The sequence below is a fragment of the Streptomyces sp. NPDC050704 genome, assembly GCF_040654355.1.
Taxonomy (GTDB): Bacteria; Actinomycetota; Actinomycetes; order Streptomycetales; family Streptomycetaceae; genus Streptomyces.
In genome coordinates, this window is record NZ_JBFAHW010000033.1 from 39,795 (window position 1) to 64,994 (window position 25,200).

Here is a 25,200-nt window from a genome sequence, read left to right on the forward strand (position 1 = left end):
GTGGCCGAGAGCACCATCCAGCAGCACCCGCTCGCGGGCTGGGACAAACCGGAGCTTGACCTCAGCACTGCCGACTGGCACTCCAGCAGTCGAGGGCTTGGGGATGTCCAGATCGCCTTTGTCGAGGGCTTCATCGCGATGCGCAACAGTGGCCGCCCGGAAAGCCCCTCCTTGATCTTCACGCCCGCGGAGTGGGGCGCGTTCGTGTCAGGGGCGCGGGAGGGGGAGTTCGACCTCACATGAAAGGGCCTGGGGAACCCTGAGCCGACAACAGGGGTGTTTTCCTTTCCTTTTTCCGGACACGCGATCTTCGATCCGTTCCTGGGGCCACGCCTGAGCGAGGCTGGCCCCAGGAAAGAGAAGACAGCGTTCCGGAGGCGAGGATTCCATGAGTACCCTGCCGGTCATCTCGGCGGTCGACGGATCGGACGACAGCCTGCGCGCCCTGGAGTGGGCCCTCGACGCGGCTCGTAGGCGCGAGGCGCCACTGCGGGTGGTCCATGTGCGGGAGTACGCGGCTTGGGCGCGTCCCGAGATCCTCGCCGCGGTGCGACCGGAGCCGGACCAGGTGCTCGCACAGGTGTGCGGTCGGCTGGAGGGCCGGGCCGACCTGCCGGTGACGGAGTACGCCGCACTGGACGGCGCGCCCACCGCCGTGCTCTCCGGTCTCGGCTCCGACGCTCAGCTGATGGTGTTCGGATCCCGTGGCCGCGGCGGTTTCGCGAGCCTGCTGCTCGGCTCGAACGGACTGGCCGCCGCACGCGACGCGGAGTGTCCTGTCGTCGTGGTGCCCCGGCCCGGACGCGAGGTGCACGACTCCGAACTCGTCGGACCCGGCCCGCGCGTGGTCGTCGGCCTGCACACGGACAGCCCGAACGAGGACGCCCTGGCCTTCGCGTTCGCCGAGGCCGCCCGGCGCGACGCGCGTGTCCAGGTCGCCGCGGCATACCCCTGGCCCGTACAGGCCGGCGACTTCGTCCCGGCCCCGGTCGTCGACCAGGACGCCATCGAGGCCGAGACCAGAACGCTGGCCGACGGCTTTGTCGCCCCGCACACCGAGCGGCATCCCGGGACCCGCGTCGAGCTGTACGTGCTGCCCGGCGACGCGGCCGGTCATCTCGTCGCGGCCTCCGAGGGCGCCGAGCTCGTCGTGGTCGGCCGCCACCGCCGACGGCTGCTCGCGCCCGCCCGCATGATGGGCTCGGTCACCCAGGCGGTACTGCTGCACGCGGCGAGCCCCGTCGCGGTGGTGCCGCCCGACGGCGAGGAACGCTGAGCTCGCAGCGCTCGGCGACGGTCGACAACGGGGAAAGCCGGGCCCAGTGGTGAGGGGAGCCGACCGGCGCGCCCGCGCGGCCGTCGCGGCAGGTGACTCAGACCCGCCACGGACACTCTCCGTCCACGCGTTCCTGAACACGCTCGCCAATATGCTCCTGCATTAATGGATACGATCGGCCGTATCATTAGCTCGTGAACGCCTCGATCGATTCGGACGCACGGCTCGCCCTGGACCTCGCCCTGACCATCCGCCACGACGGCCACGGCGGAGTCGCGGACGACCTCACCACTCCGGCGGGCCTCACCGCGTGGGTGCGCGAGCATCCGGTAACCGGCGCCGACGGGTTCGAGGCCGACGACACCGAGCTGGCCGCGGTACGCGACGTACGTACCGCCGTCCGCGCCCTGTTCGCCCGAGCCGTGCGCCCCGGTGAGCCGAGCCCGGCCGACGCGGCCGGGCTGATGCCCGTACCGGATGCCGTCGAGCGGCTCAACATCCGGGCGGCGCTGGCCCCGACCGTCCCCGTACTGTCGTGGGCCGAGGGCGCCGACCCCGTCGTACGCCAGGAACCCGTGCAGGGCGGAGCCGAACTCACCGCGACCCTCGCCCGCGCCGCCATCGCCTTCCTCGCGAGCCCCGACCGGCAGCGGTTGCGCGCCTGCCACGCGCCGCGCTGTGTGCGCTACTTCCTCAAGGACCACCCGCGCCAGGAATGGTGCAAACCCTCGTGCGGCAACCGCGCCCGTGTCGCCCGCCACCACGAACGGCACAAGAAAACGGCATAACCTCCGCCTATGAGCGCAAGCGCGGAACGCGACCTCGGTCGACTGTTGAACGGCATGCAACCGGCCCTGCACCCCGGCCGCTTCGTCTTCGTCACCGTCCCCGGCAGCACGGCGCCGCCCGGACTCGCACCGGTCGTCACGGTCGTCGAGGACGAGGGCCTCACACTCGTCGTGCAGCAGGAGGACGCCGACGCCGCACGCCTGACGTACGACTACGTGGCGGGCTGGATCACCCTGCGCATCCACTCGGCGCTGGACGCCGTCGGCCTCACCGCCGCCGTCGCACGGGCGCTCGCCGAAGCAGGCCTGAGCTGCAACGTCGTCGCGGGCTTCCACCACGACCACCTCTTCGTGCCGCACGAACGGGCCGCCGAGGCCGTGGCCGTGCTGGAACAACTGGCCGACCGCGCCGGGCAGTAGCGGTCGGACGGGTCCGCGGCGCTCGCTCCGGGCGTACGCTGAGCTGCCTGTAGGTCACGGTGCGCACCCGCTCCCCGCGCCGGCCGCACCACCGTGGCAGGGGGTGCACCATGAGGCAGGGCAGCGCACGGAGCCGACGGACACTCTTCGAACGCGAGAGTGAACTCGCCGCTGCGGACGAGGCGTTGAGCGATGTCACCGGACTCCGCAAGGACGGCTCCGGGCCACCCGACCGGCCGCGCGGCGCCCTTCTCGCCTTCGCCGGACACGCCGGAATCGGCAAGACCGGTCTCCTCGCCGAGATACGCCGACGCGCCGCCGCCAAAGGCTGCACCGTCCTGTCCGCGCGCGGCGGCGACCAGGAGCAGGGCGTCGCCTTCCATGTCGCACGCCAGCTTCTGCAGCCCCAGCTCGCCGGTGTCCCCGAGGCCGAACTCCGTACCACGCTGGGCAGTTGGTACGACATCGTCGGACCCGCACTCGGCCTGTGCGCCATCGCCGAAGGCGCGCCACCCGACCAACAGGGCCTGCGCGACGGCCTCGACTGGGTGCTCACGCACCTCGCGGTGCAGCGCGCCCCGATGGTCCTCGTCCTCGACGACGCGCACTGGGCCGATCCCGAGTCACTGCGCTGGCTCGCCGCGTTCGCACCCCGCGCCGAGGAACTGCCGCTGCTGCTCGTCGTCGCCTACCGTCCCGACGAACTCCCGGACCACGCCGAGTCGTTCAGGAGCCTGCCCGGCCGGGCAGGCGGGCGCCCCATCGCCCTGGAGCCGTTGAGCGCCACCGCCGTCGCCCGGCTGGTGCGCGAATCGCTCGGCACCCAGGCCGACGACGCGTTCTGCCGCGAATGCTGGGCCGTCACCGCGGGCAACCCGTTCGAGGCGGTCGAACTCACCGCGAAGGTACGCGACCGCGGTCTGGTCCCGACCGAGGCCGGCGCGCATCTGCTGCGCGACCTGGCCGCCGCGGTCAAGGGCAGCGGACTCGTCGCCCGCCTCGAACGCCTGGGCACCTCCACCGTCCGCTTCGCCTGGGCCTGCGCCGTCCTCGGCACCGAGATCCCACCGCTGCTCGCCGCCTCCGTCGCCGGACTGGGCCACGAGGAGGCCGTCGACGCCGCGGACAAACTACGCGGCGCCCGCATCCTCACCGGCGCCGACGCCCTGGAATTCGTCCACCCGCTCATCGCCACCGCCGTCTACCGGGCCATCCCCGGCGGCGTACGCGTAGCCCTGCACGGCCAGGCCGCCTGGTGCGTCGTCAACGAGGGCCTCGGCCCGTCCGCCGCCGCCCGACACCTGCTGGAGACCCACCCCGACGGCGACACCTGGGTCGTCCAGCAACTGCGCGCCGCCGCCCGCGAGACCCTCAGGGCCGGAGCCCCCGACGCGGCCCGCCGCTACCTCGCCCGCGCCCTGCGCGAACCCCCGCCCTTCGAGGACCGGGCCGCCGTCCTGTACGAACTCGGCTCCGCCTCCCTGCTCACGGAACCGGCGACCACCGTCAACCATCTGCGGGCCGCCCTCGAAGAGCCCATCGCCGACCCCGAGTTGCGGCACAACATCGTGTACCGGCTCTCCCAGGTCCTCGCCCACACCGACCGCCTCGGCGAGGCCTCCGACACGCTCGCCCGCGAGATCAGGATGACCGGTGACGTGCGCGTGCGGCTGCGCATGCAGTCCGAGCAGTTCATGTGGGACGCCTTCCGGGCCGACGAACCCGACTCGCCGGCCCGCTCACGCCGCCTGACCCGGCTCGCCGACCGGCTCACCGGCCGCGACCTCACCGAACGCTATGTGATCGGCCTGCGCGCCTGGGACGCTACCCTGCGCGGGGAACCCGCCCACGTCGTGGTCGGGCATGCCGAACGCGCCCTGGCCGGCGGCCTCTGCTGGGCTGAGGCCGACCGCGGCTTCGAGGTGCCCGTCCTGGTCGCCCTCACCTTCATGTACGCGGACCGGCCCGGACGCACGGAAGAGCTGTTCGCCGCCGGGATCTCCGACTTCGAGCGGCAGGGCTGGCACGGGGCGCACCTGTCCTTCGCCTACACCCTCCTCGCGTACGTACGCTTCCGCCGTGGCCGTCTCGCCGAGGCTGAGGACTTCGTGCGGGCCGGGCTCCGGCTCGCCGAGCGCGTCGGACCGGGCACGCCCGCCCACTGGTACGCGGTCGGCATCCTCATCGAGGTCCTGCTCGCCCGCGGCCGGCTCACCGAGGCCGCGCAGACCGCCGAGGACTACGCCTTCGGGGAACCCTTCCCCGCCGCCGTCGTCTTTCCCGACGCCCAGACCGTGCACGGCGAGTTGCTGCTGGCCAAGGGGCTGGCGAAGGACGCGGCGGCCGAGCTCGCCGCCGCCGGACGCCGCCTCGACCCGCGGGGCATGCGCAACCCCTCCTGGTGTCCGTGGCAACTCCATCTCGCTCGCGCCGAGAGCCATGACGCCCCGGAGCGGGCCGTCGGCACGGCGCTCGAAGCCGTGAGCCGGGCCCGGCAGTTCGGCGCGCCGTCGGCGATCGGCCAGGCACTGCGTGCCGCGGCCGACGTCTCCTCCGGTTCGACCCGCCTCAAACTCCTGGAAGAGTCCGTCGGTCATCTGGAACGCTCTCCGGCCGCAAGCGAACTCGCGTGCGCCCTGGTCGCTCTCGGCGCCGAGCTGCGCCGCACCGGCCGCCCGCAGGAAGCCGCCGAGCACCTCTACCGGGGGCTCGACGCGGCGGTGCAGTGCGGTGCCGACGGCCTGGTCGAGGCCGCCCGCGACGAACTGGCCGCCGCCGGGCTGCGGCCGCGCCGCCTCCACAGCACCGAGACGGATACGCTCACCGCCCGCGAACGCACGGTCGCGGCACTTTCCGTGCGCGGCCGCACCACGCTGGAGATCGCCGAGGAACTGCGCACCGACGAGGTGACGGTGGTGCGCCTCCTGTCGGCGGTGTACCGAAAGGTGGGGACGGACCGGGCCGGTCTGGGGGCGGCACTGGGGGAGGGAGCGGGGCCGGGAGCTTAGCCGACGGGCGTGGGCTGATGGGCGTGGGCCTGACGGACGAAGGCCAACACGTGTAGGCCCACAAACGTAGGTCAACAGGTGTAGGTCAACGGCCGTGGGCCAACAGGTGTTGGCAATCTGTCGGGTGGCGTATGCCCGACGGGAAGCGACGAACGTCGGCGAACCGTCGGTGACGGAGACGTCCCGCGGCCGCCGCTCGAAGGCCAACAGCCGTCGACCCCAGGCCCGTGCACCCGCTGGGGCACGTACCATTGCGGCATGTCCTTCCTCCGCCGCCGCAGCGCCACACCCGCCGGGCCCGAATTCGACGTTCTGGCCATGGACCCGGGCGACTGGCCTGGCAATCTCGGCGCGGGCCTGCTGCCCGCACCCGACGGCAGCTGTCAGGGGGTGTTCCTGCGCTACGACCTCTTCGGCGGCCGCGGCCCCGCGATGATCATCGGCAATCTGCCGGAGGGGTCGCCGGCCCGGGAGGTCGCCGAGGGAGAGGTTCCGTTCGAGGTGGCCCATCTGCTGATGGCGCTGGAGAACGAGGAGGAGGTCACGGTCGTCGGTTCCGAGGACATGCCGGTGATGCAGGGCGACAACCTCCTCATCGTGCGCCGCCTCAAGCTCTCCGAGTCGCGTATCTCCTGCGTGCAGTTCGACCGCAGTGACAACGTCCTGGTGACGATCGCCGCCTGGGACCGACCCATCACCGACGATCTGTACGCGCTCCTGAAGCCCCTGCCCGCGGAGCTCTTCCAGCAGGGCTGAATCCCCGTTTTCCGCACACTGTGTCATGACCCTTGCCGCTCGGGTGATCGGACCCTTAGCGTCAGGGGTCATGTCGCATGAGCCGCACGAGTCACCTGAGATATCCCGAAGAACCACACTGAGAACGGCAGTTGGCGGAGCGGTCGCCCTCTCGTCGGGCGGGGGAGCCCTCGCCTTCTCTGGCAGCGCGGCGGCCGATTCCTCCGATGTATCGCAGGACCTGCAAGACCTGCAGGACCCGTCGAGGGCCCCTTCAACGCTCTGGTACGCCACCCCGGCCGCCGACTGGGAGCGTGAAGCCCTCCCCATCGGCAACGGCGCACTCGGCGCCATGGTGTTCGGCACGCTCGCCTCCGAGCGGCTCCAGTTCAACGAGAAGACCCTGTGGACCGGCGGCCCCGGATCCGTCCAGGGCTACGACTTCGGCAACTGGCGCGAGGCCCGACCGGGGGCGGTCACCGCCGTACAGGACGAGCTCGACGCCGAAACCCGCCTCGACCCCGAATCCGTCGCCGCGAAACTGGGCCAGCCGCGCGTCGGATACGGCGCCCACCAGACGTTCGGCGACCTCCACCTCGACATTCCGGACGCACCGGCGACGCCCCCGGACACGTACCGCCGTGAACTCGACATCGCCAACGCCATCGCGACGGTCGTCTACACCCACCAACAGGTGCGCCACCAAAGGGACTTCTTCGCCTCGTACCCCGACGGGGTGATCGCGGGACGGTTGAGCGCGGACCGCCCCGGCAGCGTCACCTTCACCCTCCGCCACACCTCGCCCCGTGACGACTTCACCGCCACCGCGGCCGACGGGAGGCTCACGGTACGCGGCACGCTGGCGGACAACGGGCTGCGCTTCGAGGCGCAGGTCCGGGTCCGGAGCAAGGGCGGCACCGTCACCTCGAACCCCGACGGCACGATCACCGTGACCGGCGCCGACAGCGCCTGGTTCGTCCTGGCCGCCGGCACGGACTACGCCGACACGTACCCCGACTACCGCGGCGAGGACCCGCACGCCGCCGTCACCCGCACCATCGACAAGGCCGGCGAGCGCTACGAGTCACTGATCGCCCGTCACGTCCGGGACCATCGCGCCCTGTTCGACCGCGTGACGCTCGACATCCACGCACAGGTCCCCGACGTCCCCACGGACGAGCTGCTCGCGAGCTACACAGGCGGGACCACCGCCACGGACCGTGCCCTGGAGGCCCTCTTCTTCCAGTACGGCCGCTACCTCCTCATCGCCTCCTCGCGCCCCGGCTCGCTGCCCGCCAACCTCCAGGGCGTCTGGAACAACAGCACCACCCCACCGTGGTCGGCCGACTACCACGTCAACATCAACCTGCAGATGAACTACTGGCTCGCCGAGGCCGCCAACCTCGCCGAGACGACAACCCCGTACGACCGCTTCGTCGAGGCGCTGCGCGCACCCGGCCGCCGCACGGCGAAGGAGATGTTCGGCTCGCGAGGGTGGGTGGTGCACAACGAGACCAATCCGTACGGCTTCACCGGCGTGCACGACTGGGCGACGGCCTTCTGGTTCCCCGAAGCAGCCGCGTGGCTCACCCAACAGCTGTACGAGCACTACCGGTTCGGTGGCTCCGTGGCCTATCTGCGCTCCACCGCGTATCCGGTGATGAAGGAGGCCGCTGAATTCTGGCTCGACAACCTGCGCACCGATCCGCGCGACGGCACGCTCGTCGTCACCCCCAGTTACTCGCCCGAGCACGGCGACTTCACCGCCGGCGCCGCCATGTCCCAGCAGATCGTGCACGACCTGCTGACCAACACCCTTGAAGCGGCCCGCGTTCTGGGCGACTCGCCCGCCTTCCGCCGGGAACTGGAGCAGACCCTCACCGACCTCGACCCCGGCCTGCGCATCGGATCCTGGGGGCAACTCCAGGAATGGAAGGCGGACTTGGACGACCCGGACGACGAGCACCGCCATGTCTCGCACCTCTTCGCCCTGCACCCCGGACGCCAGGTCGAACCCGGCAGCGAGTGGGCCGAAGCCGCGAAGGTCTCGCTCACAGCACGCGGTGACGGCGGCACCGGCTGGTCCAAGGCCTGGAAGGTCAACTTCTGGGCGAGGCTCCGCGACGGCGACCACGCCCACAAGATGCTCGGCGAACAGCTCAGGGCCTCGACCCTGCCGAACCTCTGGGACACCCACCCGCCGTTCCAGATCGACGGCAACTTCGGCGCGACCTCCGGCATCATCGAGATGCTGCTGCAGAGCCAGTACGACGCGATCGAGGTGCTCCCCGCCCTGCCGGCCGCCTGGCCGGACGGCTCGGTCCACGGCCTGCGCGCCCGCGGCGGCGCCACCGTCGACATCGACTGGGCCGACGGCGGCGCGACCCGCATCGCGCTGACCGCCTCCCGGACCCGGCGCCTCACCGTCCGCAGCGACCTGCTGCCGGACGGCGGGACCACGTTCAAGGCGATCGCCGGGCGACGGTACGTCTGGGAACAGGACTCCTAGAGGTCTTCCCGGCCGGTGGCCCCGATGGCCCCGGTGACCCCTTGGCTCGCGGCCCGATCCACGCCACCCAGGAAGTGGAACCCGGGCCGCGGGTGCATCAGGAAGTCGTGGTGGGAGATGTTCCACGCATAGGCCCCCGCGAGCCCGAACGCCACACGGTCCCCCGCCCGCAGTCCCGTTGCCGGGACCTGCCGGGCCAGGACGTCCTTCGGGGTGCACAACTGCCCGGCAAGCGTGACCAGTTCGCCCCGTGCCACCGGACGTGGCCAGGGGTGCGGCCAGGCGTCCACCGCCAGTACCGAACAGGGCTGATCGTGCCCCTTGGTCGCCGGCGTACGCAGATGATGCGTGCCACCCCTTACGACGGCGAACTCCTCCCCGTGGCTCTGCTTCACATCCAGCACCTCGGTCGCGTACCAGCCGCAGTACGCCGTCAGGGCCCGCCCGGGCTCGATGCGCAGCGTCAGCTCGGGATACTGGGAGGTGAGGCGGGCGAGACCTTCGCCGTACGCGGTCCAGTCGAAGCGTTTCTCGGGCTCGGCGTAGTCGACCGTCATGCCGCCGCCGACGTTCACCTCGGCGAGCCGCACCCCGTGCCGCCCGGCCAGGCCCACGGCCCAGCGCACGACGGACTCGGCCACCGCGAGCTGTTCGGGGGCCCGCAGTCCACTGGCCAAGTGGGCGTGAACACCGCGGAGTTCGAGATGCGGATACGTACCGTCGGTGAGCAGGCGCACGACCGCGTCCGCCTGCGACGGGTCGAGGCCGAAGGGGGTGGGACGACCGCCCATCGCAAGGGAACTCGTCGCCAATGAGCCCGCCGCCATGGGGAGGTTGAAGCGCGGCAGGACGGCCGGCCGGGTGCCGGGTGCGACCTGCCGGGCCAGCTCGGCCAGCATGTGCAGCTCGTGCTCGCTCTCCACGTGGAAGCGCTCCACGCCCCGCTCCAGCGCGGCGGTGATCTCGGCGGGTGTCTTGCCCGGGCCGCCGAAGGCCAGCGGACGGCCCGGCACGGCCTTGGCGACATGGGCGAGTTCGCCGCCGGACGCGACCTCGTAGCCGTCGACGTACGGGCCGAGTGCGGCGAGGATCTCCGGCTCCGGGTTGGCCTTGGCCGCGTAGTAGACCTCGACGCGCTCGGGCAGGGCGGCCCGTACGGACGCGGCGTGTTCACGCAACGCCGCCAAGTCGTAGATGTAGGCGGGGAGTTCGGCGGCCGGCAGGGACCGGGCGCGGTCCCGTACGGCAGCGGTGGGGGCGGTCATCGGGCACTCCGGGTGGTGTGGCGCAGGATGTCCTCGCCGAGCGGTGAGGACAGCCGGATGTATCCGGCCTCGCGGTCGGCCTTGCGCTCCCAACGGGTGAGGAGGTTCGCCTTGGCGGGCAGGGGGACACCGGCGAGTAGCGCGGCCAGCGGTGGCGGGCAGCCGTGCCGGTCCGCGTACGCCTGGAGGGTGGCGCGGACCTCCGCCCAGAGCGCGGCCTCGGTGTGCGGGTGCAGGTCGGCGAGGGCGGCGAGCAACTCGGCGACGTGGTTGACCAGCAGGCAGTAGACGACCCGGTCCCAGCCGCGCTGCGCGTCGTACGTCATCGGTCCCGCGACCTCGGGCGGCAGCGCGGCGAGGCTCTCGGCGTGGTGCTCGGGCACGAGCTTGGTGCCCTCCAGATCACGGAAGAGGACCTGAGCGGGCATGTCGTCGCCGTCCACGCAGATCAGCACGTTCTGCAGATGCGGCTCCAGCACCAGACCGTGGTCGAAGTAGGCGGCCAGGACGGGCGGCACGAGCAGCCTGAGATAGGCCGCCCACCAGCCGAGCGCGGCCTGTGGTCCGGCGCTGTCGAGGAGGCGGGAGATGTGCGCGGGACCGGTCGGGTACTCGTCCGCGACAGCCGCCGCCAGCAGCGCGGTGGTGCCGGGCAGCTGCCGCCGGGACAGGCCCTCGCGGACGATGACACCGAAGCCTTCGAGCAGCTCGCGGTCCGGTGTTCCGTCGGGCCCCGGGAGGGCCAGGCTGCGGTACGCGGGCTCGCGGAGCACCGCACTGCCGGGGAAGCGCTCGGCCAGGTCGGCCAGCGCCGGGCCCAGGACACGGGTGAGGGCGACGGCACCGGACAGTTCGTAACTGGCGTTCTTGCGCAGGCAGTTGGTGATGCGGACGTTCAGGCTGAACTTCAGGAACGACTCGCCGTCGTACAGCGTCCGTACGGATGCGGTGGCGGCGAAGGGCCTGCCGCCCCGGCCGAGATCGAGGACGTCCCCGCGGGCGAGGGCCGCGCGCAGCGCCGGGTGCTCGCGGAGCATCGCGTACTGCCACGGATGCGCCGGCAGCAGCCGATAGCCGTCGGGGATGTCACCGCGCTCGCCGCCCGGCTGGTCCTGCCGCACCGCCCGGGTCGGCTGGTTCGGCCGGTCTCGCCGGTCGAGCGCGTCCAGGGCGCCGGGCTCCGCGGCCTCCTCGGCGATCAGGTGCTCGCGTACGGCGAGGTACCGCAGCGGGAAGGACGCCTCGGCCTCGGGCGCGTACGCCAGCCACGAGTCCGCGTCCCCCGTGCGCGCCTTGGGCGTCGGGTGGAACCGGTGCCCGAACAGCAGCGACTGCTCCGAGACGAGGTAGGCGGTGGCGCGGTCGTCGACGGTCCGCGGACGGTGACGGGCCCCGGCCTGTACGGGGAGCGAGGCGGCGACGGCCCGATGGCTGGAGTCGATCTGCGCCAGGAACTCCTCGTTGCGCACCCCGGTACGGAGGGACAGCTCGTCCTGTGTGTACTCGGCCAGCCGCCGCCAGCCGATCTCGCGCCAGCCGCTCTCGGTCCGCTCGCTCACCGGTCCGGTGAAGCGGTGCGCGCCGAGCAGCGAGGCACGGCGCACGGCGACGCGGAGCAGTACGCCACGACGGGGGAACCGCAGCAGCAGATGGCCGCCGGTGAAGGCGGTCTGGCGTTCCGGGCCCGACACCTCGCGCAGCAGGCAGTTGAGCAGCGTATGCGCCACGGCCTCGCCGGGGGAGGGAAGCCGGGCCGGCGCGGCGGCGGTGGATGCGACCGCGGCGCGTACGGGGACGGTGGGTGCGGGGACGCTACCGAGCGTCTCGGTCAGCGAGGGCATGTGTGGCTCCAGCGGGTGCAAAGAGAGCGGAGGACGGTCACGCATACGGGAGGGGGCATCCGCAGGACTTCGGCGGTCATGCCGGATCTCCGTCCCGCAGCAGGTAGTTGGGGCCGCTGGTGTAGTGCTTGTTGATGTCCGCCGCGCCCGAACGCTCCTTGGTGAGCAGGGTTCCCGCGGTGACCATCGCCTTGACCGGCAGCCTCGGCGCGTCCAGGACCCGCGCACGCAGTACGGCACCGGGCTCGCCAGCTCCGGTCCCGAGCCGTTCGACCGCCTCGGCGAGCCGGTCGCGTACGAGCCGTAGCAGCACCGGAAGCGGCGCGCGGCCGTGCCGGGCCAGTCCGAACGCATAGGCCCCGGCGCACAGATGGACGGTGACGGTGGTGAAGAGGTCGACGACCGGCTGGTCGCTGTCGCCGAAGATCCGGGCGTCGTCGAAGTCCCGGGGCCCGGGAACATCGCCGTCCGGTCGGTCGCCCATCCGCTCGCCCAACCGCTCACGCAGTCGCGGCAGGTTGATGCGCGGCCCGTCGTTGTCCTTCAACAGCAGCCGCAGTCGTGTACGGCCGTCCGCTTCCCGGTCGAGGACCAGAGAGATGTTCTGCTGGTGCGACTCCAGCGCGATCCCGTAGCCGAACAGCGTGGTCTGCCAGTCGAAGAGCAGGCTCAGACAGGCGTCCAGCAGAGCGAGCGGGGCGCCGCCGTAGAAGCGGTCGGCAAGGTGGTCGACGACCAGCTGTCCGTCGAGGGCTTCGGCGAGCAGCGCGGCCATGGGGACGACGACCGAGTCGTCGAGACCGGTGGGGCAACGCCGGAACAGCACGGCGAGCAGCTCGTGCCCGGCGTGTGCGTGGACGGTCTCGTCGGCGTGCAGGACCGTTCCCTGGAAGCGGGGCTCGCGGGCGATCACCGCCTCGATCAGACGCTGTCCCGCCGCGCCGTCGACGAGCGTGCCCGGCTTGATGGTGCGCCGGTTGCGCAGGCCCAACGTGGCGGTGGCCAGGGGCAGTTTGATGTGCAGGGACGGGTCCGCGGACAGAGCCACGGTACGCATCGACAGGGTCGGTACGACTTCGAGGAAGGCCGGGTCGGCAAGCACGGCACGGCCCGCAAGACCGGCGGCACGCAGCGCTCCCTCCAGCGGGGCACCGACGGTCAACGGGTGTACCGGCAGCGCGACATGAGTGCGGTTGAGCTCCGCCAGACCGAGCACGGCGGGCGCGGGCCAGCGGTCCGGAAACGTCCCCGTGACCGCCTCCACGGGTACGGCGAGCCAGCGCAGCCTGAAACGCGGGTGGAACTCCGGTGCGTACGCCCGTAGTTGCTCCGCCACTAGCCCGGATCGCCCGCGTGCGGTCGGGTAGACCGGATGGTCGAGGTGGGCGGCGAGGGTGTCGTACGCCGACCCGCCGCTCAAACCGGTCCACTCGGCCGGGTCGGGACCATGACGGTCCGTCAGGCGATCGGTCACTTCCGCGCGGGCCGAGGCGTGCAGGCGCATGGTGGCCAGCGTCTGACGGCACTCTTCGTCGAAGGCGTCGAATCCGGCCCGGTCCGCCGGCTCGGCGAGAGGGCGCAGTGCGGCGAGGACGGCGCCGCATGTCTCGTAGGTCTCGCATGACGCAGGGTTGATCTCGCTGCTGATCTCGCTCGTCCCGCCCGTCCTACCCCTCCCACCCGTCTCGCCTGTCCCGTACGAGAGTTGCGCCGAGTCGTCGGATTCACGCACCAGCAACGGCAGTCGCGCCACGTACTCGCACTGGAACCCGTCCTCGGAGACGGGCAGCAGCAAGGCCTGCCCGGGCCCATCGGCTCGTCGTAACCAGAGGCCGTCCGGCCGGTGCACAAGCGTGCTTCGCGTGCGCAGGCCGACCACGTCCTCGCGCAGCAGCGCGCTGAGTACCCTGGTCACCAGTTCGGCCTCGCCGGCGTCCATCGTCTCGGCGGAACCGTCCGTGGTGGGCGTGGCCGTCACGGCTGGATCTCCCAGCGCTGCCCGGCCAGGAACTCGCCCACTGCCTTGTCCACGGCTTCCTGATCGGTACCCATGGCCCGCAGGACACCGAGGTAGTCGCGGTTGGTGCGATAGAGCTCGTGCGTCTCACCGACGTCCCGGAGCGGACGGTACGTCAACTGCACACCGTTCAACGCCAGTTCCGTGGCGGCGGGGGCCGCGGTGAGCGTCCCGGCGCGCTCGGCGTACGGGTACTCCAGACGGGCCGCGCCGTCACGCCGCGCGCCCAGGTCCGCAGGCAGGGGTTCCCCCAAGTGCGTACGGAGGATGTGCTCGAAGAGCGGGATCTCCAGCAGTCGGGCCAGGAGGAGGTCGCACTGGTCGCCGATGGCCCGGTAGTTGACCTCGATGATCCGTGCCCGGCCCTCGTGCACCACGAATTCGGTGTGGCAGGCGCCGAACCCGACGCCGAGGGTGTCGAGTTGGGCCAGGATCTGAGCGACCACCGGCTCGGGGTGGGCCGGGACGAACGTCAGCCGTTCCTCGACGAAGTACGGCGGCGCCGACACTTCGGTGTGGAAACCTCCCAGGACATGGCGTACGCGACCGTCGCCGAGCGTCTCCAAGGTGTAGAGCTCTCCGGGCAGGTACTCCTCGACGACCAGGGCGGCACTGGGGCGACGGTCCATGATCTCCTCGCAGCGCGCCACCAGTTGCCCGGCGTCGTCGACCAGCACGACGTCCTCGCTGGCCACGCCCTCGCGCGGCTTGACGACACACGGATACGGCACGTCAAGGGCGGCCAGGTCCGCGAGATCGGCGGGGCCGGTGACCTCCGTCGACCACACGGCACCGGCACCGTCACCGACGGCATCGGTGGCACCGGCGGAGGCGAGATGGCGCCGCATCTCGCCCTTGTCCTTGGTCCGCAGGGCGACCCACCAGTCCTTGCCCGGCAGGCCGAAGTAGTCGGCGGCCAGGGCGGCCGTGGTCTGCAGGTGGTCGCTGTTGGTGAAGACCGCGTCGGGTCTGCGGTGGGTGGAGATCCGGGTGACGACGGCCCGGAAGTCGCGTACGTCGCACTCCAGGATCTCGCTAACCGGATACGTGCGCCGGTGGGCGTCCGGCTGGTCGGTGAGGACCGTGACCTCCAGGCCGAGCCGCGCCGCGGCGGGCAGGAACCCTTCGGTCACGGAGTCGGTCGGATTGAGAGCGAGCAGATACATGTGCATGGGATGGGACAACTTCCCCTAGCGGGTGGGAGGTTGACGGGGTGGCTGCCCGTGATGGAGGCCTGCCCCTGCGGCGGGAGTCACTGTTTCGGGAGCTCCGTGCCGGTGGCCTCGGCCACGTCGGCGAGCGTCTGCTCGGCCGCTTGGGCGCCGAGGTGCGGGGGGATGTGCCGGAGGGTGCGGAGAGGCACACCCGCGGGTGCGGCCCGTTCGATCGCAGTCACGATACGTGAGCTTAGGGTAGGCATGCTTTACGTCTCAATCGGCCAGGAAGGCGCTGTGACGTGTGCCTCCCTTGATCGTCGCCTCTGAAGCGCCGTCACGCGCCGCCGTCTTCGATCTTTGCACTAAGGTAAGGCTTACCTTCTCATCTCGCACCGCCTTCATGCACAGGAGTACCGATGACCGTGGCCCTGGAGACCCTGCCGACCGGCGCCACCCCGTCCGTGTCCGGCCTGCTCGCCGCCTCGTACCGACAACTGGGCGAGGTGTGCGACGCGTTGACGGTGAGGGTCGCCGAACCGGAATCGGACACCACCCGAACGGGCGTCAGCGGTGCGGAACTGACGAAGAATCAGGAGGCCCTCGCCGCCTTCGTCGAGGCCGAGGCCGTCCGTATCGAGGATCGCTACGACCACACTCCACGCCGGGACGTCGCCGCCTCACGCGCCCTCCACGACTACCTGTGGTCGGTCGGTCTGCTGATGAGCGGCGTCTGGCACCTCACCGGGAGGGTGCCGCGGATCCGGCCCGAGGACGTACGACTCGACCTGGACTCCGGTGTATTCGAGATCACGCCCGGACCGGACCTCGCCTGTCTCTTCGACGACCCGGTCGCCACCCGCCCAGGCGTGCTCACGGTCCCCCACGAGGAGGCTCTGCGCGCGGAGTTGAGGGTGGCGGTCGCCGACCACATGGGCCCGCTGCTGTCCGCGATCGCCCCGCACATCCGGCGCGGACCGCGCGCTCTGTGGGGCATGGTCGCCGACGACCTCGTCTCGGGGATCTGGTACCTCGGCCGCGTGCTCGGTCAGGAGCCCGACGCCGTACGGGCCGCCGGTGCGCTCCTGCCCTCCGCGGTCCCGCCGTTCCCCGGTGGTGCCGACTTCCGTGACCTCACCGGCAGTGACGGCCGACAGCACACGACCCGCACCCGCACGGGCTGCTGCCTCTATTACACGATCCGCCCGGCCGAGGCATGCAGCACGTGTCCGCGCACCTGCGACGCGGAACGGCTACGCCGAATCGAGGACTGAGCCGCGCGCATGCCGCGCAGGCTGAGCCGCGCCGCACGACCGTACGGCGGCGCCCAGGTTCCGCCCCGCGTACGGTGGTCTCAAGCGGACTGCACATGTCTCACGACGGGAGTCGCGCGATGACGGGCGAACCGGCCTTCTTCGAAATCGGCGTGGCGGACCCCGAGCGGGGCCGCGCCTTCTACGGAACCCTCTTCGGCTGGACCTTCGAACCCGGCCCGTCCGAGGGGGGAGGCTTCGCCATCACCACCGACGGAATGCCGGGCGGCATGCACGGCGACGACGCCGGAACTTCCCCCTACCTCTTCTTCCGGGTCGACGACCTCGACGCCGCGGCCGCTCAGGTGCGCGACCTGGGTGGCACGGTGGAGGGCCTGGCCGAGGAGGACGGCGACAGCGAGGAGTCAGCCGCCCGGTTCGGCCGTTTCACACTGTGCCGTGACGACCAGGGCTCCGCCTTCGGACTGTTCGAGCCGCCCAAGGGAGCCTGACGCGCTACCCCGCGGCCACCCGGCGAACGCCACACGGACTCAGAGCCTCAGGGGCTCACCGTACGGGGCAGGCGGGCGTACGGGCATGACGAAGGTCCGCGGTGCGCCACTGTCCCAGGCGTACCGCGGACCTTCGCCCCCCTCAGCGAGTGCCGACCGCCGCGCGAACGGCCCGTCGGGCCAACTGGCAGTCGTCGTGCAGCCGCCTCAGCAGCAGCCGCTGTTCCTCGCCGGACGGCGCAGCACCTGGGTGGGCCGGTCCCGGTGCCGCCGGGGTCGTGCCGTGCATCGAACGCTGCACGGCTGTTTCATACGTACGGATCTCCCTGGTCAGGACGAGCATCAGGTTCACCAGGAAGGCATCGCGCGCCGCGGGACCCGCCGACTGCGCGAGCTGGCTGATCTGCCGCCGGGCGACGGGTGCGTCTCCGAGGACCGCCCACAGCGTCGCCAGGTCGTACCCCGGCAGATACCAGCCCGCGTGCTCCCAGTCCACCAGCACTGGACCGGCCGGTGAGAGGAGGATGTTGGACAGGAGAGCGTCGCCGTGGCAGAACTGGCCCATACCCTGGCGGCCCGCCGAGTGCGCGATGCCGTGCACCAGCTTCTGCAGATCGCCCATGTCCCGGTCGGTGAGCAGTCCCAGCTCGTGGTACCGGGAGATCCGCGCCGCGTAGTCCAGCGGAGCGTCGAACGTGCCCGCCGGCGGCCGCCACGCGTTGAGCCGACAGATCGCGCTGAGCGCTGCCCGGATGTCCGCGCGCGGTGGCGCCTCCGCCGGATGCCGCTGCAACGCCGCCACCCGCCCCGGCATCCGCTCGATCACCAGTGTGCAGTTGTCCGGGTCCGCCGCGATCAGGCGGGGCACCCGCACCGGGGGCCGGTGCCGCACGAACGAGCGGTACGCCGCTATTTCATGGCGGATCCGCTCGGCCCACACAGGGGACTGGTCCAGTAAACACTTCGCTACGGCGGTGCTGCGCCCTGTCGTACCGACCAGAAGCACGGAACGGCCGCTGCGGCGCAACACCTGCACCGGAGCGAACTCCGGACAGATCCGGTGCACCGACGCGATCGCCGTGCGCAACTGCGCGCCCTGAGGGCCGGACAAGTCGAGTCTCCCGCTGAGCGGTTGCGTGCCCAGCCCCGGGAGGCGCCGCGTCCGACCGGCACCCAGCACGGGGGCCGACGGGCGCGCGGGGTCGAGGTAGGGGCCGCCGCCGGGCTGGCGGGGGAGCAGCGACCGTGGAGGGGCGGACACGGAGGACGATGCTGTGTACATGGGCGAAACAGATCCCTTCGTGTGCCTGCAGTTTTCCGCGCTACCCGCCCCGGCCGCCCTGGTTCACCCTGGGGAATGTCCCTACGGCGGCCGGGTCGGGGTGGCGCGTTCCTACCTGACACCTGATGCCCACTGGCACACCATCTGGCGTGCCCTGGCGAACCCTGGCGAATAGTCCCGCAGCAACTGACAGAGGGTTACTGTCAACTCAGCCGAGAACCTGGGGGCTTGACGTGAACGGACAACCCAACACCCGACTCTCGGACCTGTTCGGCCTGGCCGGCTGGTCCAAAGGGGAACTCGCGAGGATGGTCAACCGGCAGGCGGCGGCCATGGGCCACCCCCAGCTGGCGACCGACACCTCAAGGGTCCGGCGTTGGATCGACATGGGAGAGATCCCGCGCGATCCGGTGCCACGGGTACTGGCAGCACTGTTCACCGAGCGTCTCGGCCGTGTCGTGACCATCGAGGACCTCGGTCTGGTCCGGCACGGGCGCACAGGGAAACGGCAGGGCGGCGGGAGTGTGGATCATCCCGACGGAGTGCCGTGGGCGCCCGAGCGGACTGCTGCGGTCCTCACCGAATTCACGGGAATGGACCTCATGCTCAACCGACGCGGCTTGGTGGGAGCGGGTGCCGCGCTCACCGCAGGATCCGTACTCAACAGTGCCATGCACGACTGGCTGAACACCGATCCGGCCCTCGCGGCCGACGCCCCCGACTTCGACGATCCCCTGCACGCCGACCCCGCCGGGTTCGACCGCTACGAGGCCGCCCCCATCGGGGCGCAGGAGATCGAGGAACTGGAGCGCTCGGTCGAGGTGTTCCGGGCCTGGGACGCGGCCCGCGGCGGCGGGTTGCAACGCAAGGCCGTGGTGGGCCAGCTCAACGAAGTGGGAGGCATGCTCTCCTACCGACATCCCGACCATCTGCAGCGGCGCCTGTGGGGCGTCGCCGCCAACCTCGCCGTCCTCGCCGGCTGGATGTCGCACGACGTCGGCCTGGAGCCCACGGCTCAGAAGTACTTCATCATCGCCGCCCACGCCGCCAGAGAAGGCGGGGACCGGCCCCGCGCCGGGGAGGCGCTCTCCCGCGCCGCCCGTCAGATGGTGCACCTGGGCCGGCCGGACGACGCGCTGGACCTCATGAAGCTCGCCAAGTCGGGATCCGGCGACGAGGTGCTGCCGCGTACGCAGGCCATGCTCTACACCATCGAGGCCTGGGCACAGGCGTCGATGGGCAAGGGGCAGGCCATGCGGCGCACCCTCGGGGAGGCGGAGGACCTCTTCGTCTCGGACAAGGGTGACGTCCCGCCGCCGAGCTGGATGCAGCTCTTCGACGAGGCGGACATGCACGGAATGCAGGCGCTGGCCTACCGGACGCTCGCGGAGCACGACCCGACCGCGGCCGCCGTCGCGCAGCGCCACGCCAAGGAGGCGCTGGAGCTGCGGGAGAAGGGCCGGGAGCGGTCGAAGATCTTCGACCATCTCTCGCTCGCGTCCGCCTGCTTCATCGCCGACGACCCCGAACAGGCCGACCGGTACGCACGGCTGGCCCTGACCTCGATGGGATCGAACTCCTCCCATCGCACCTGGGACCGGCTGCGCGAGATGTACCGGCTCACCGGGCAGTACTCCAGTTATCCGAAGATCAACGACCTGCGTGAGGAGATCAAACTGGCGCTGCCCAAGGGCTCGTTGAAGCCGCGGGGCGGTAACAGCGCACGGGCATAGGCATAAGGGACCTGTGCCACTGAAAACAGTCAGGTCGCAACCCTGGCGACGAGCACGCAGGCGTCGTCCTCGCGCTCCGTCTCGCCGAACTCCTCCACGACCGTCCGTACGCAGTCCTGCGCGGCACGGGCCTCACCGAAGCGGGGGGCCAGGTCGAGGAGGCGGTTGACGGCCGCGGTGCCTTCCGCACTCCCGGCTCGCTCCGGGACCAGTCCGTCGGTGTGCAGGAGGAGCAGGTCGCCCGGTTCGAGCGGCTCTTCGGCCTGCCCGTAGACGGCACCCGAGGTCGCGCCGAGCAGGACGCCCTCCGGCGGTGCGAGCATGCGCCCCGTCCCGTTGCGGAACAGCAGCGGGGCGGGGTGTCCTGCCTGCGCCCACACCAGCGTGCGGCTCTCGGGGCGGTAGCGGCAGCAGACCGCGCTGCCCAGCGCGGGCTGGACCGAGGCGTCCAGTAACTGGTTCAGCCATGCCATCAGCTGGCCCGGCTCGGTGCCCGCCATGGCCATGCCGCGCAGCGCGCCGAGCAGCATCGCCATGCCCGAGGTGACGGTGACGCCGTGGCCGGTGAGGTCTCCGACGCTCAACAGCGTTTCTCCGTTGGGCAGTTCGAGAGCGTCGTACCAGTCGCCGCCGATCAGCGCGCTGGTCGAGGACGGCAGATAGCGGGCGGCCAGGTCCAGTGTCTCCGTCCCCTGGTGCGGGAGCCGCAGGGAGCCGCGCCACGGCGGCAGCACAGCCTCCTGCAACTCGACCGCGAGCCGGTGCTCGGTCTGCGCGAGATGCCGTTGGTGCTGCAGCGAGTCACGGGTCTCGCTGACGGTCCGCTGGCTGCGGCGCAGCTCGCTGACGTCTCTGAGTACCGCCCACATCGAAGCGGTGCTGCCGTCGGCGTCGAGCACGGGCTCGCCCATCATGTGCACCGTCCGCACACCGCCGTCCGGCCGGACTATGCGGAACTCCCCGTCGATCGGCTTGGCGTCGATGAGGCAGTCCGTCACCATCGCCGTCAGTCTCGGGCGGTCCGCGTCGAGGACCACTGAGGGCAGTTCGTCGAGGGTGAGCGGGGGAGCGGCGGGGTCACGGCCGAGGATCTGGTACAGCTCGCCGGACCAACTCGCCTCGTCCGTCAGCAGGTTCCACTCGGCGCTGCCGACCCGGGTGAGCAGCGAACCGTGCGGGGGTCCGGCCGGCGCGGCCCGTACGGCGGGAGCCGTGGCCCGGAACTGGACGGGCACGGGCGGCGGGCCGTCCCTCAGCTGGGCCAGATGCTCGTCCAGATCGTTGAGTTGGTGCATCGCGAGATCGCACAGGGCGCGCTGCCAGCGTTCTTCCGGATCCCCGCCGTCGACCGGTGCGTCGCGCCGTACGGCGTCCACCTCGCCCCGCAGCCGACGCGTCTGCGAAATGAGCGCGTCGACCGAGCCGCGCGAGGGCGGCTGGGCGGCCGGGTGGTCCGCCGGGAGATGGGACGGCATGACGTACTCCGATACAGGCACGGTACGACCGAAGCTGAGGAAGGACCGTTACGACTGTTGCACAGCCCGCGACGCCCTGTAAGGGATTTGGCAACACGTGAGGCGGTGGTGCCGGGGGCATATGCCTAAGTCCTTCCGGGTGATGTGAGTCGGATGTATTGAGTACGCGGAGGGTTGGTCAAGTCGTAGAGCGCATCGGCAAGTTGACGGGTATCCGGAGTCGCCGGGCGTTTACTCAGGCACGTGTTCGTCGAGTGCGCGTACGGGGTTCGTGGCTTGCTCTCGGGCGTCAGTTCAGCCCGGCCACCCGAAGCACCGCGTCCAACCCCCGGTGCGCGCCCGGAGCGGCCCCGGCGGGCAGCACGTAAGCCCGCAGACCCGCTCCGGCAGCCCCGCCGTCCTTCGCCGGATGGTCCCCCACCATCAACGTCTCGGCCGGGCCGACCCCCAGATCGCGACAGGCATGCCCGAACAGCACCGGATCGGGCTTCTCCGTGTCGTACGCATAGGAGTGCACCCAGGCCGAGAAGTAGCGGTCGAGATCGTGATGCGCGAACGTCGCCCGCAGATCCCAGCCCACATCGCTGACCACGCCGAGTGCGAGCCCCTCGCGGACGAGACGCGCCAGCGTGGACTCGGTGTCCGCGTACGGCACCCAGTGCTCGGGCTCGCGCAACTGCGCATAGAGCGTTTCGGAGTAGGGGGCCAGCTCGGGCACGGACGCGTACCAGGTGGTGAAGGCGTGTCGATGCGCCTTCGACGACACGTCGCGCCCACGCTGCGCCTCGACGACATCCGGGTCGCAGAGCCCTGCCTCCAGTCCGTCCAGGAGTCCGTCCATCTCGCGCTCGCCGACGGGGCGTTGGAGCGCGGACCGGATCCGGTCCGCGTACGTACCGATCTGGAACAGCGTGCCACTGAAATCGAAGAGCACGGCCCGGACGGGGGAGGGCGCCCGCGTCACGGGTGCGGCACGCAAAGGGCCCTCGGGGCCGCAGACGGGAAGAGCCGGAAGAGGAGACCTGGTCATTCGATCTTCCTAGCCGCTTGGCGCGGCACAGGCAATCCCCCTACTTCGCTTGCGAGTTCGGCGGATACCGCCGTGGACGCGCCGCCCGGACCGGGAAGCCAGTAGGCGGTGAGTCGTAAGTCCTGCGTACGAGAGCCCCACCGAAGTCAGTAGCGCAGCACTCCGGCGATGCCCTGTGCGTCGTCGAGCGTGCCGTCGGGGACGAAGCGGACCTGTGCGCCGGTGTCGAGGCACTGTTCGACGATCTCGTCCACGATGTCGTCGCGGGCGTCGAGGTCGTCGCTCTCCGCCGGGACCAGATGGTCGCCACCGTCGTCACGTACGGTCACGCGGTAGTTCTCCTCGACGGCCAGCAGCCGGATGCGGCCGGCGGTCGCGTTCTGCCACACCTCGTCGACGCCCGCGGCGAACGCCCGTCGGCCCCGGGCGGTTTCGAGCTCCCGCGTCACGGTGTCGGCGTGCTCCCGGTCCTGGGCGGTGACCAGCGGGCGGACCGCCTGCCACACGGCGTCGGGACCCGCGTGTGCGAGGCCGCCGTGCGGGACGTGGACGGCGTCCCTGCCGACGGTGCCGACCTCGTCGAGAAGGGCGAGCGCGGCCCGTTCACCGGTGACGTACACCGGTCGCGGATCGGTGCGCAGCAGACCGGCGAGGGCGGTGTCGCCCGCCCGCATGAAATGGCGTGTCCGCTCGTCGCGGAAGGTACTGGGCAGGTCACCGACGCGTTCCTTGCGCTCGGCGTCCGGGTCCTCCAGGCTCCGCGCCAGTGGGAAGCCCGCGGTCCGGGCCTCGGTGACATGTCCCGTGCCGCCGCTCCACAGGGAGATCCGGTCCGCGGAGACGGCCAGCACCCAGAACGGACGCTCGGCGGCCTGCGCGGCGACGAGATTGCGGGTCAGGAAGGTGTCCGAGAGGACGACGCGCTCCGGCACGGTCCGGGCCAGCGACCACACCTGGTGCTCTCCGGGAGCCGCGAAGATCGCGAGGCCGTCCTCGACGTGCGCCAGATCGACCTCTGCCAGCGCCTGTTCGAGTTGCTTGACCACATCCATCCGCCGCTCCCGGGTGACTCCGGGGTCGGCTTCCAGTTGCTTTCTCGCCTCGGTCACCACCTTGCGCAGCCGGACGGGGTCCTGTGCCTTGTCGGGCTCACGGCGGTGGGTCGGTGTGAGCACCGATACGGCCGGATAGGGCCGGGGCCGACGCAGCTCGGTGAGTGTGGTGGGGCTGAGAGCATGCTCCATATATGCACCATATGACCGAATCGAAGGTCGGGCATTCGGAGGAACAGGTTGGAGGAACAGGCCGGCGGGAGAGGCCCTTCACTCCTCCGGCCCGCAGGAACTCCCGTCGTCCGGCAGCGAGCCGTGGAGCAGGAAGGCGTCGATCTTCCGGTGTACGCACTTCGAGGACATGTACCCGGTGTGGCCCTCGCCCTTGTTGTCTAGGACGACGGCCGACGAGCCGAGTCGTCGCGCGGTCTGCACGGTCCAGCGGTACGGGGTTGCGGGGTCGCCGCGGGTTCCGACGAGGAGCATTTTCGGGGTGTCGACGTCGCGTACGTCCTCGCGGATGTAAGTGGTGCCCTTGGGGCGGCCGTAGCACATCAGTACTTGGGTGAGCCGGTACTCGCCGAAGACCGGCGACGCATGCTCGTACTCGGCGCGCAGTGTGTCGATGTCCTCGGTGACCTGGTCGGCGCTGGGGCGGTCGGGATCGTCCGCGCAGTTGACGGCCATGAGGGCGGCCGGGAGGTTGTCGAGCGGGATGTCGCCCTCGTCCACGAGCCCGCCGTCGCCGGGCATGGTGCTGCCGCCCATGGAGAAGCCCATCGAGAAGCCCATGATGCCCCGGGTGTCACCGTCCTGGACCAGCGAGCTGAGCGCGTGCGAGAGGGTCGGCCACAACTCCTTGCTGTAAAGGGCCTGTCCTATGGCGCCCACGAGGTCCTGGCCCGAGAACTGCTCGCCGAAGTCCGTCGGTACGGGGTTCTCGTCCAGCGAGCCGACCAGCTGGACCACGCCTTCCCGGGCCGAGCGCGCGTCCTGCCCGAACGCACAATTGATGTCCTCGACACACCAGTTGAGGAAATCCTCCAGCGCCGTCTGCTGGCCCTCGGCACCCGCGATGCCCTGTTCGCTCACCGGTTCGATGAGGGTGTCCACGCCGTCGAGGACCAACCGGCCTGTCTTCTTGGGGAATTGAGCCGCGTACACCGCGCCCAGCCGTGTTCCGTACGAGAAGCCGAGGTAGTTGAGCTTCTTGTCGCCGAGGGCCTGGCGCATCACGTCCAGGTCGCGCGAGGCGTTGACCGTGCCGATGTGCGGCAGCACGGGACCGGAGTGCTCGGCGCACGCGGCGGCGACCTTCCGCAGCAGGTCGAGGGAGGCGCGCGGATCATCGCCTTTGTCGTCCACGTCGGGGGCCGTCGCGTCCAAGGCCTCCTCCGTGCCCTCGCCGCAGCTGACCGGCGAGCTCCTTCCGACACCGCGCGGGTCGAAGGTCACGACGTCGTAGCCTTCCGTCAGGCCCATGAAGTCCTCGCCACCGGCGGCCAGTTGGCCGACTCCCGGCCCGCCGGGGCCGCCGAAGTTGAGGAGCACCGAGCCCCGGGACCCGCCCGCCGCCCTGAAGCGGGCCATGGCCAGATCGAGCGTCCCTTCGGCGGGCCTCGCGTAGTCGAGCGGGACGGTCACCTTCCCGCACTGCAGATCTTCCGGAACGCCGTCGCCCTCGCAGTCGGACCAGTCGATCTTCTGGTCGTAGAAGCGGGACAGGTCGGGCCGGTCGAGTCGGTCGGCGGCCGCTGCGGCCATCGACGGCAGCCCGGCTCCCAACAGGGCCAGCGTCACGGCGCAGGTCAGCGCGCGGCGTTGGTGCGTGGACGGCATGACAGGCCTCC

General features: G+C 71.1%; 20 protein-coding genes. 10 read left to right on the forward strand and 10 right to left on the reverse strand.

Annotation, left to right across the window (positions count from 1 at the left end; translation table 11 throughout):
- From AB0I18_RS20685 to AB0I18_RS20715, 7 genes are all read left to right on the forward strand, one after another.
- Positions 1 to 243 carry a DUF397 domain-containing protein gene (locus AB0I18_RS20685; protein WP_030927201.1) on the forward strand — a complete coding sequence of 81 codons (243 nt, stop codon included), beginning with the start codon at positions 1 to 3 and terminating at the stop codon, positions 241 to 243.
- A gap of 145 nt (positions 244 to 388) precedes the next feature.
- Positions 389 to 1,276, forward strand: coding sequence for a universal stress protein (locus AB0I18_RS20690; RefSeq protein WP_363106987.1), 888 nt, complete (start codon positions 389 to 391; stop codon positions 1,274 to 1,276).
- A gap of 194 nt (positions 1,277 to 1,470) precedes the next feature.
- Positions 1,471 to 2,064 carry a CGNR zinc finger domain-containing protein gene (locus AB0I18_RS20695; protein ID WP_363106988.1) on the forward strand — a complete coding sequence of 198 codons (594 nt, stop codon included), beginning with the start codon at positions 1,471 to 1,473 and terminating at the stop codon, positions 2,062 to 2,064.
- Positions 2,065 to 2,073: 9 nt separating this feature from the next.
- On the forward strand, positions 2,074 to 2,484 hold the full coding sequence (locus AB0I18_RS20700; RefSeq protein WP_363106989.1) for an ACT domain-containing protein: 411 nt from the start codon (positions 2,074 to 2,076) through the stop codon (positions 2,482 to 2,484).
- 110 nt (positions 2,485 to 2,594) lie between these two features.
- A complete protein-coding gene (locus tag AB0I18_RS20705; RefSeq protein WP_363106990.1) occupies positions 2,595 to 5,492 on the forward strand; it encodes an AAA family ATPase in 2,898 nt (965 codons plus the stop codon).
- A 258-nt stretch (positions 5,493 to 5,750) separates the two neighbouring features.
- Positions 5,751 to 6,248: a hypothetical protein gene (locus tag AB0I18_RS20710; protein WP_363106991.1), complete on the forward strand. Its 498-nt coding sequence runs from the start codon at positions 5,751 to 5,753 to the stop codon at positions 6,246 to 6,248.
- Between the two features lie 70 nt (positions 6,249 to 6,318).
- Positions 6,319 to 8,736 carry a glycoside hydrolase N-terminal domain-containing protein gene (locus AB0I18_RS20715; RefSeq protein ID WP_363106992.1) on the forward strand — a complete coding sequence of 806 codons (2,418 nt, stop codon included), beginning with the start codon at positions 6,319 to 6,321 and terminating at the stop codon, positions 8,734 to 8,736.
- Here the strand turns inward: AB0I18_RS20715 and AB0I18_RS20720 are convergent.
- The 5 genes from AB0I18_RS20720 to AB0I18_RS20740 form a co-directional block, all read right to left on the reverse strand.
- Positions 8,733 to 10,001, reverse strand: a complete 1,269-nt coding sequence (locus tag AB0I18_RS20720) for a type III PLP-dependent enzyme (RefSeq protein ID WP_363106993.1) — start codon at positions 9,999 to 10,001, stop codon at positions 8,733 to 8,735. The two genes, AB0I18_RS20715 and AB0I18_RS20720, sit on opposite strands and share 4 nt — an antisense overlap.
- Positions 9,998 to 11,842, reverse strand: a complete 1,845-nt coding sequence (locus AB0I18_RS20725) for an IucA/IucC family protein (protein WP_363106994.1) — start codon at positions 11,840 to 11,842, stop codon at positions 9,998 to 10,000. Before AB0I18_RS20725 ends, AB0I18_RS20720 begins: the two co-directional genes overlap by 4 nt.
- Before the next feature lie 76 nt (positions 11,843 to 11,918).
- Positions 11,919 to 13,781 (reverse strand): IucA/IucC family protein, encoded by a 1,863-nt coding sequence (locus tag AB0I18_RS20730; RefSeq protein WP_363107040.1) that lies wholly within the window; start codon positions 13,779 to 13,781, stop codon positions 11,919 to 11,921.
- Between the two features lie 35 nt (positions 13,782 to 13,816).
- Complete coding sequence (locus AB0I18_RS20735) at positions 13,817 to 15,031, reverse strand: ATP-grasp domain-containing protein (RefSeq protein ID WP_363106995.1); 1,215 nt, start codon at positions 15,029 to 15,031, stop codon at positions 13,817 to 13,819.
- Positions 15,032 to 15,111: 80 nt separating this feature from the next.
- Entirely contained in the window at positions 15,112 to 15,255 is a 144-nt protein-coding gene (locus AB0I18_RS20740; protein ID WP_363106996.1) for a hypothetical protein, read from the reverse strand.
- Positions 15,256 to 15,432: 177 nt separating this feature from the next.
- On the opposite strand from AB0I18_RS20740, the gene AB0I18_RS20745 reads away from it, so the two are divergent.
- Together AB0I18_RS20745 and AB0I18_RS20750 are read left to right on the forward strand one after the other, a co-directional pair.
- Positions 15,433 to 16,287 carry a (2Fe-2S)-binding protein gene (locus AB0I18_RS20745; protein ID WP_363106997.1) on the forward strand — a complete coding sequence of 285 codons (855 nt, stop codon included), beginning with the start codon at positions 15,433 to 15,435 and terminating at the stop codon, positions 16,285 to 16,287.
- 119 nt (positions 16,288 to 16,406) lie between these two features.
- Positions 16,407 to 16,778, forward strand: a complete 372-nt coding sequence (locus AB0I18_RS20750) for a VOC family protein (protein ID WP_363106998.1) — start codon at positions 16,407 to 16,409, stop codon at positions 16,776 to 16,778.
- Positions 16,779 to 16,920: 142 nt separating this feature from the next.
- Here the strand turns inward: AB0I18_RS20750 and AB0I18_RS20755 are convergent, their stop codons facing one another.
- The gene (locus AB0I18_RS20755) at positions 16,921 to 18,060 is read right to left on the reverse strand and encodes an aminoglycoside phosphotransferase family protein (RefSeq protein WP_363106999.1); all 1,140 of its coding nucleotides are present in this window, start codon (positions 18,058 to 18,060) and stop codon (positions 16,921 to 16,923) included.
- Positions 18,061 to 18,293: 233 nt separating this feature from the next.
- Here AB0I18_RS20755 and AB0I18_RS20760 point away from each other — a divergent pair, with 233 nt between their 5' ends.
- Entirely contained in the window at positions 18,294 to 19,793 is a 1,500-nt protein-coding gene (locus AB0I18_RS20760) for a hypothetical protein (protein ID WP_363107000.1), read from the forward strand.
- A gap of 29 nt (positions 19,794 to 19,822) precedes the next feature.
- On the opposite strand, the gene AB0I18_RS20765 is transcribed toward AB0I18_RS20760, so the two are convergent.
- The 4 genes from AB0I18_RS20765 to AB0I18_RS20780 form a co-directional block, all read right to left on the reverse strand.
- A complete protein-coding gene (locus AB0I18_RS20765) occupies positions 19,823 to 21,268 on the reverse strand; it encodes a SpoIIE family protein phosphatase (RefSeq protein WP_363107041.1) in 1,446 nt (481 codons plus the stop codon).
- A gap of 289 nt (positions 21,269 to 21,557) precedes the next feature.
- Positions 21,558 to 22,298, reverse strand: a complete 741-nt coding sequence (locus tag AB0I18_RS20770) for an HAD-IA family hydrolase (protein WP_363107001.1) — start codon at positions 22,296 to 22,298, stop codon at positions 21,558 to 21,560.
- Positions 22,299 to 22,444: 146 nt separating this feature from the next.
- The gene (locus AB0I18_RS20775) at positions 22,445 to 23,542 is read right to left on the reverse strand and encodes a chemotaxis protein (RefSeq protein WP_363107002.1); all 1,098 of its coding nucleotides are present in this window, start codon (positions 23,540 to 23,542) and stop codon (positions 22,445 to 22,447) included.
- A 78-nt stretch (positions 23,543 to 23,620) separates the two neighbouring features.
- Positions 23,621 to 25,189, reverse strand: coding sequence for an alpha/beta hydrolase (locus AB0I18_RS20780; protein WP_363107003.1), 1,569 nt, complete (start codon positions 25,187 to 25,189; stop codon positions 23,621 to 23,623).
- Positions 25,190 to 25,200: the final 11 nt, after the last annotated feature.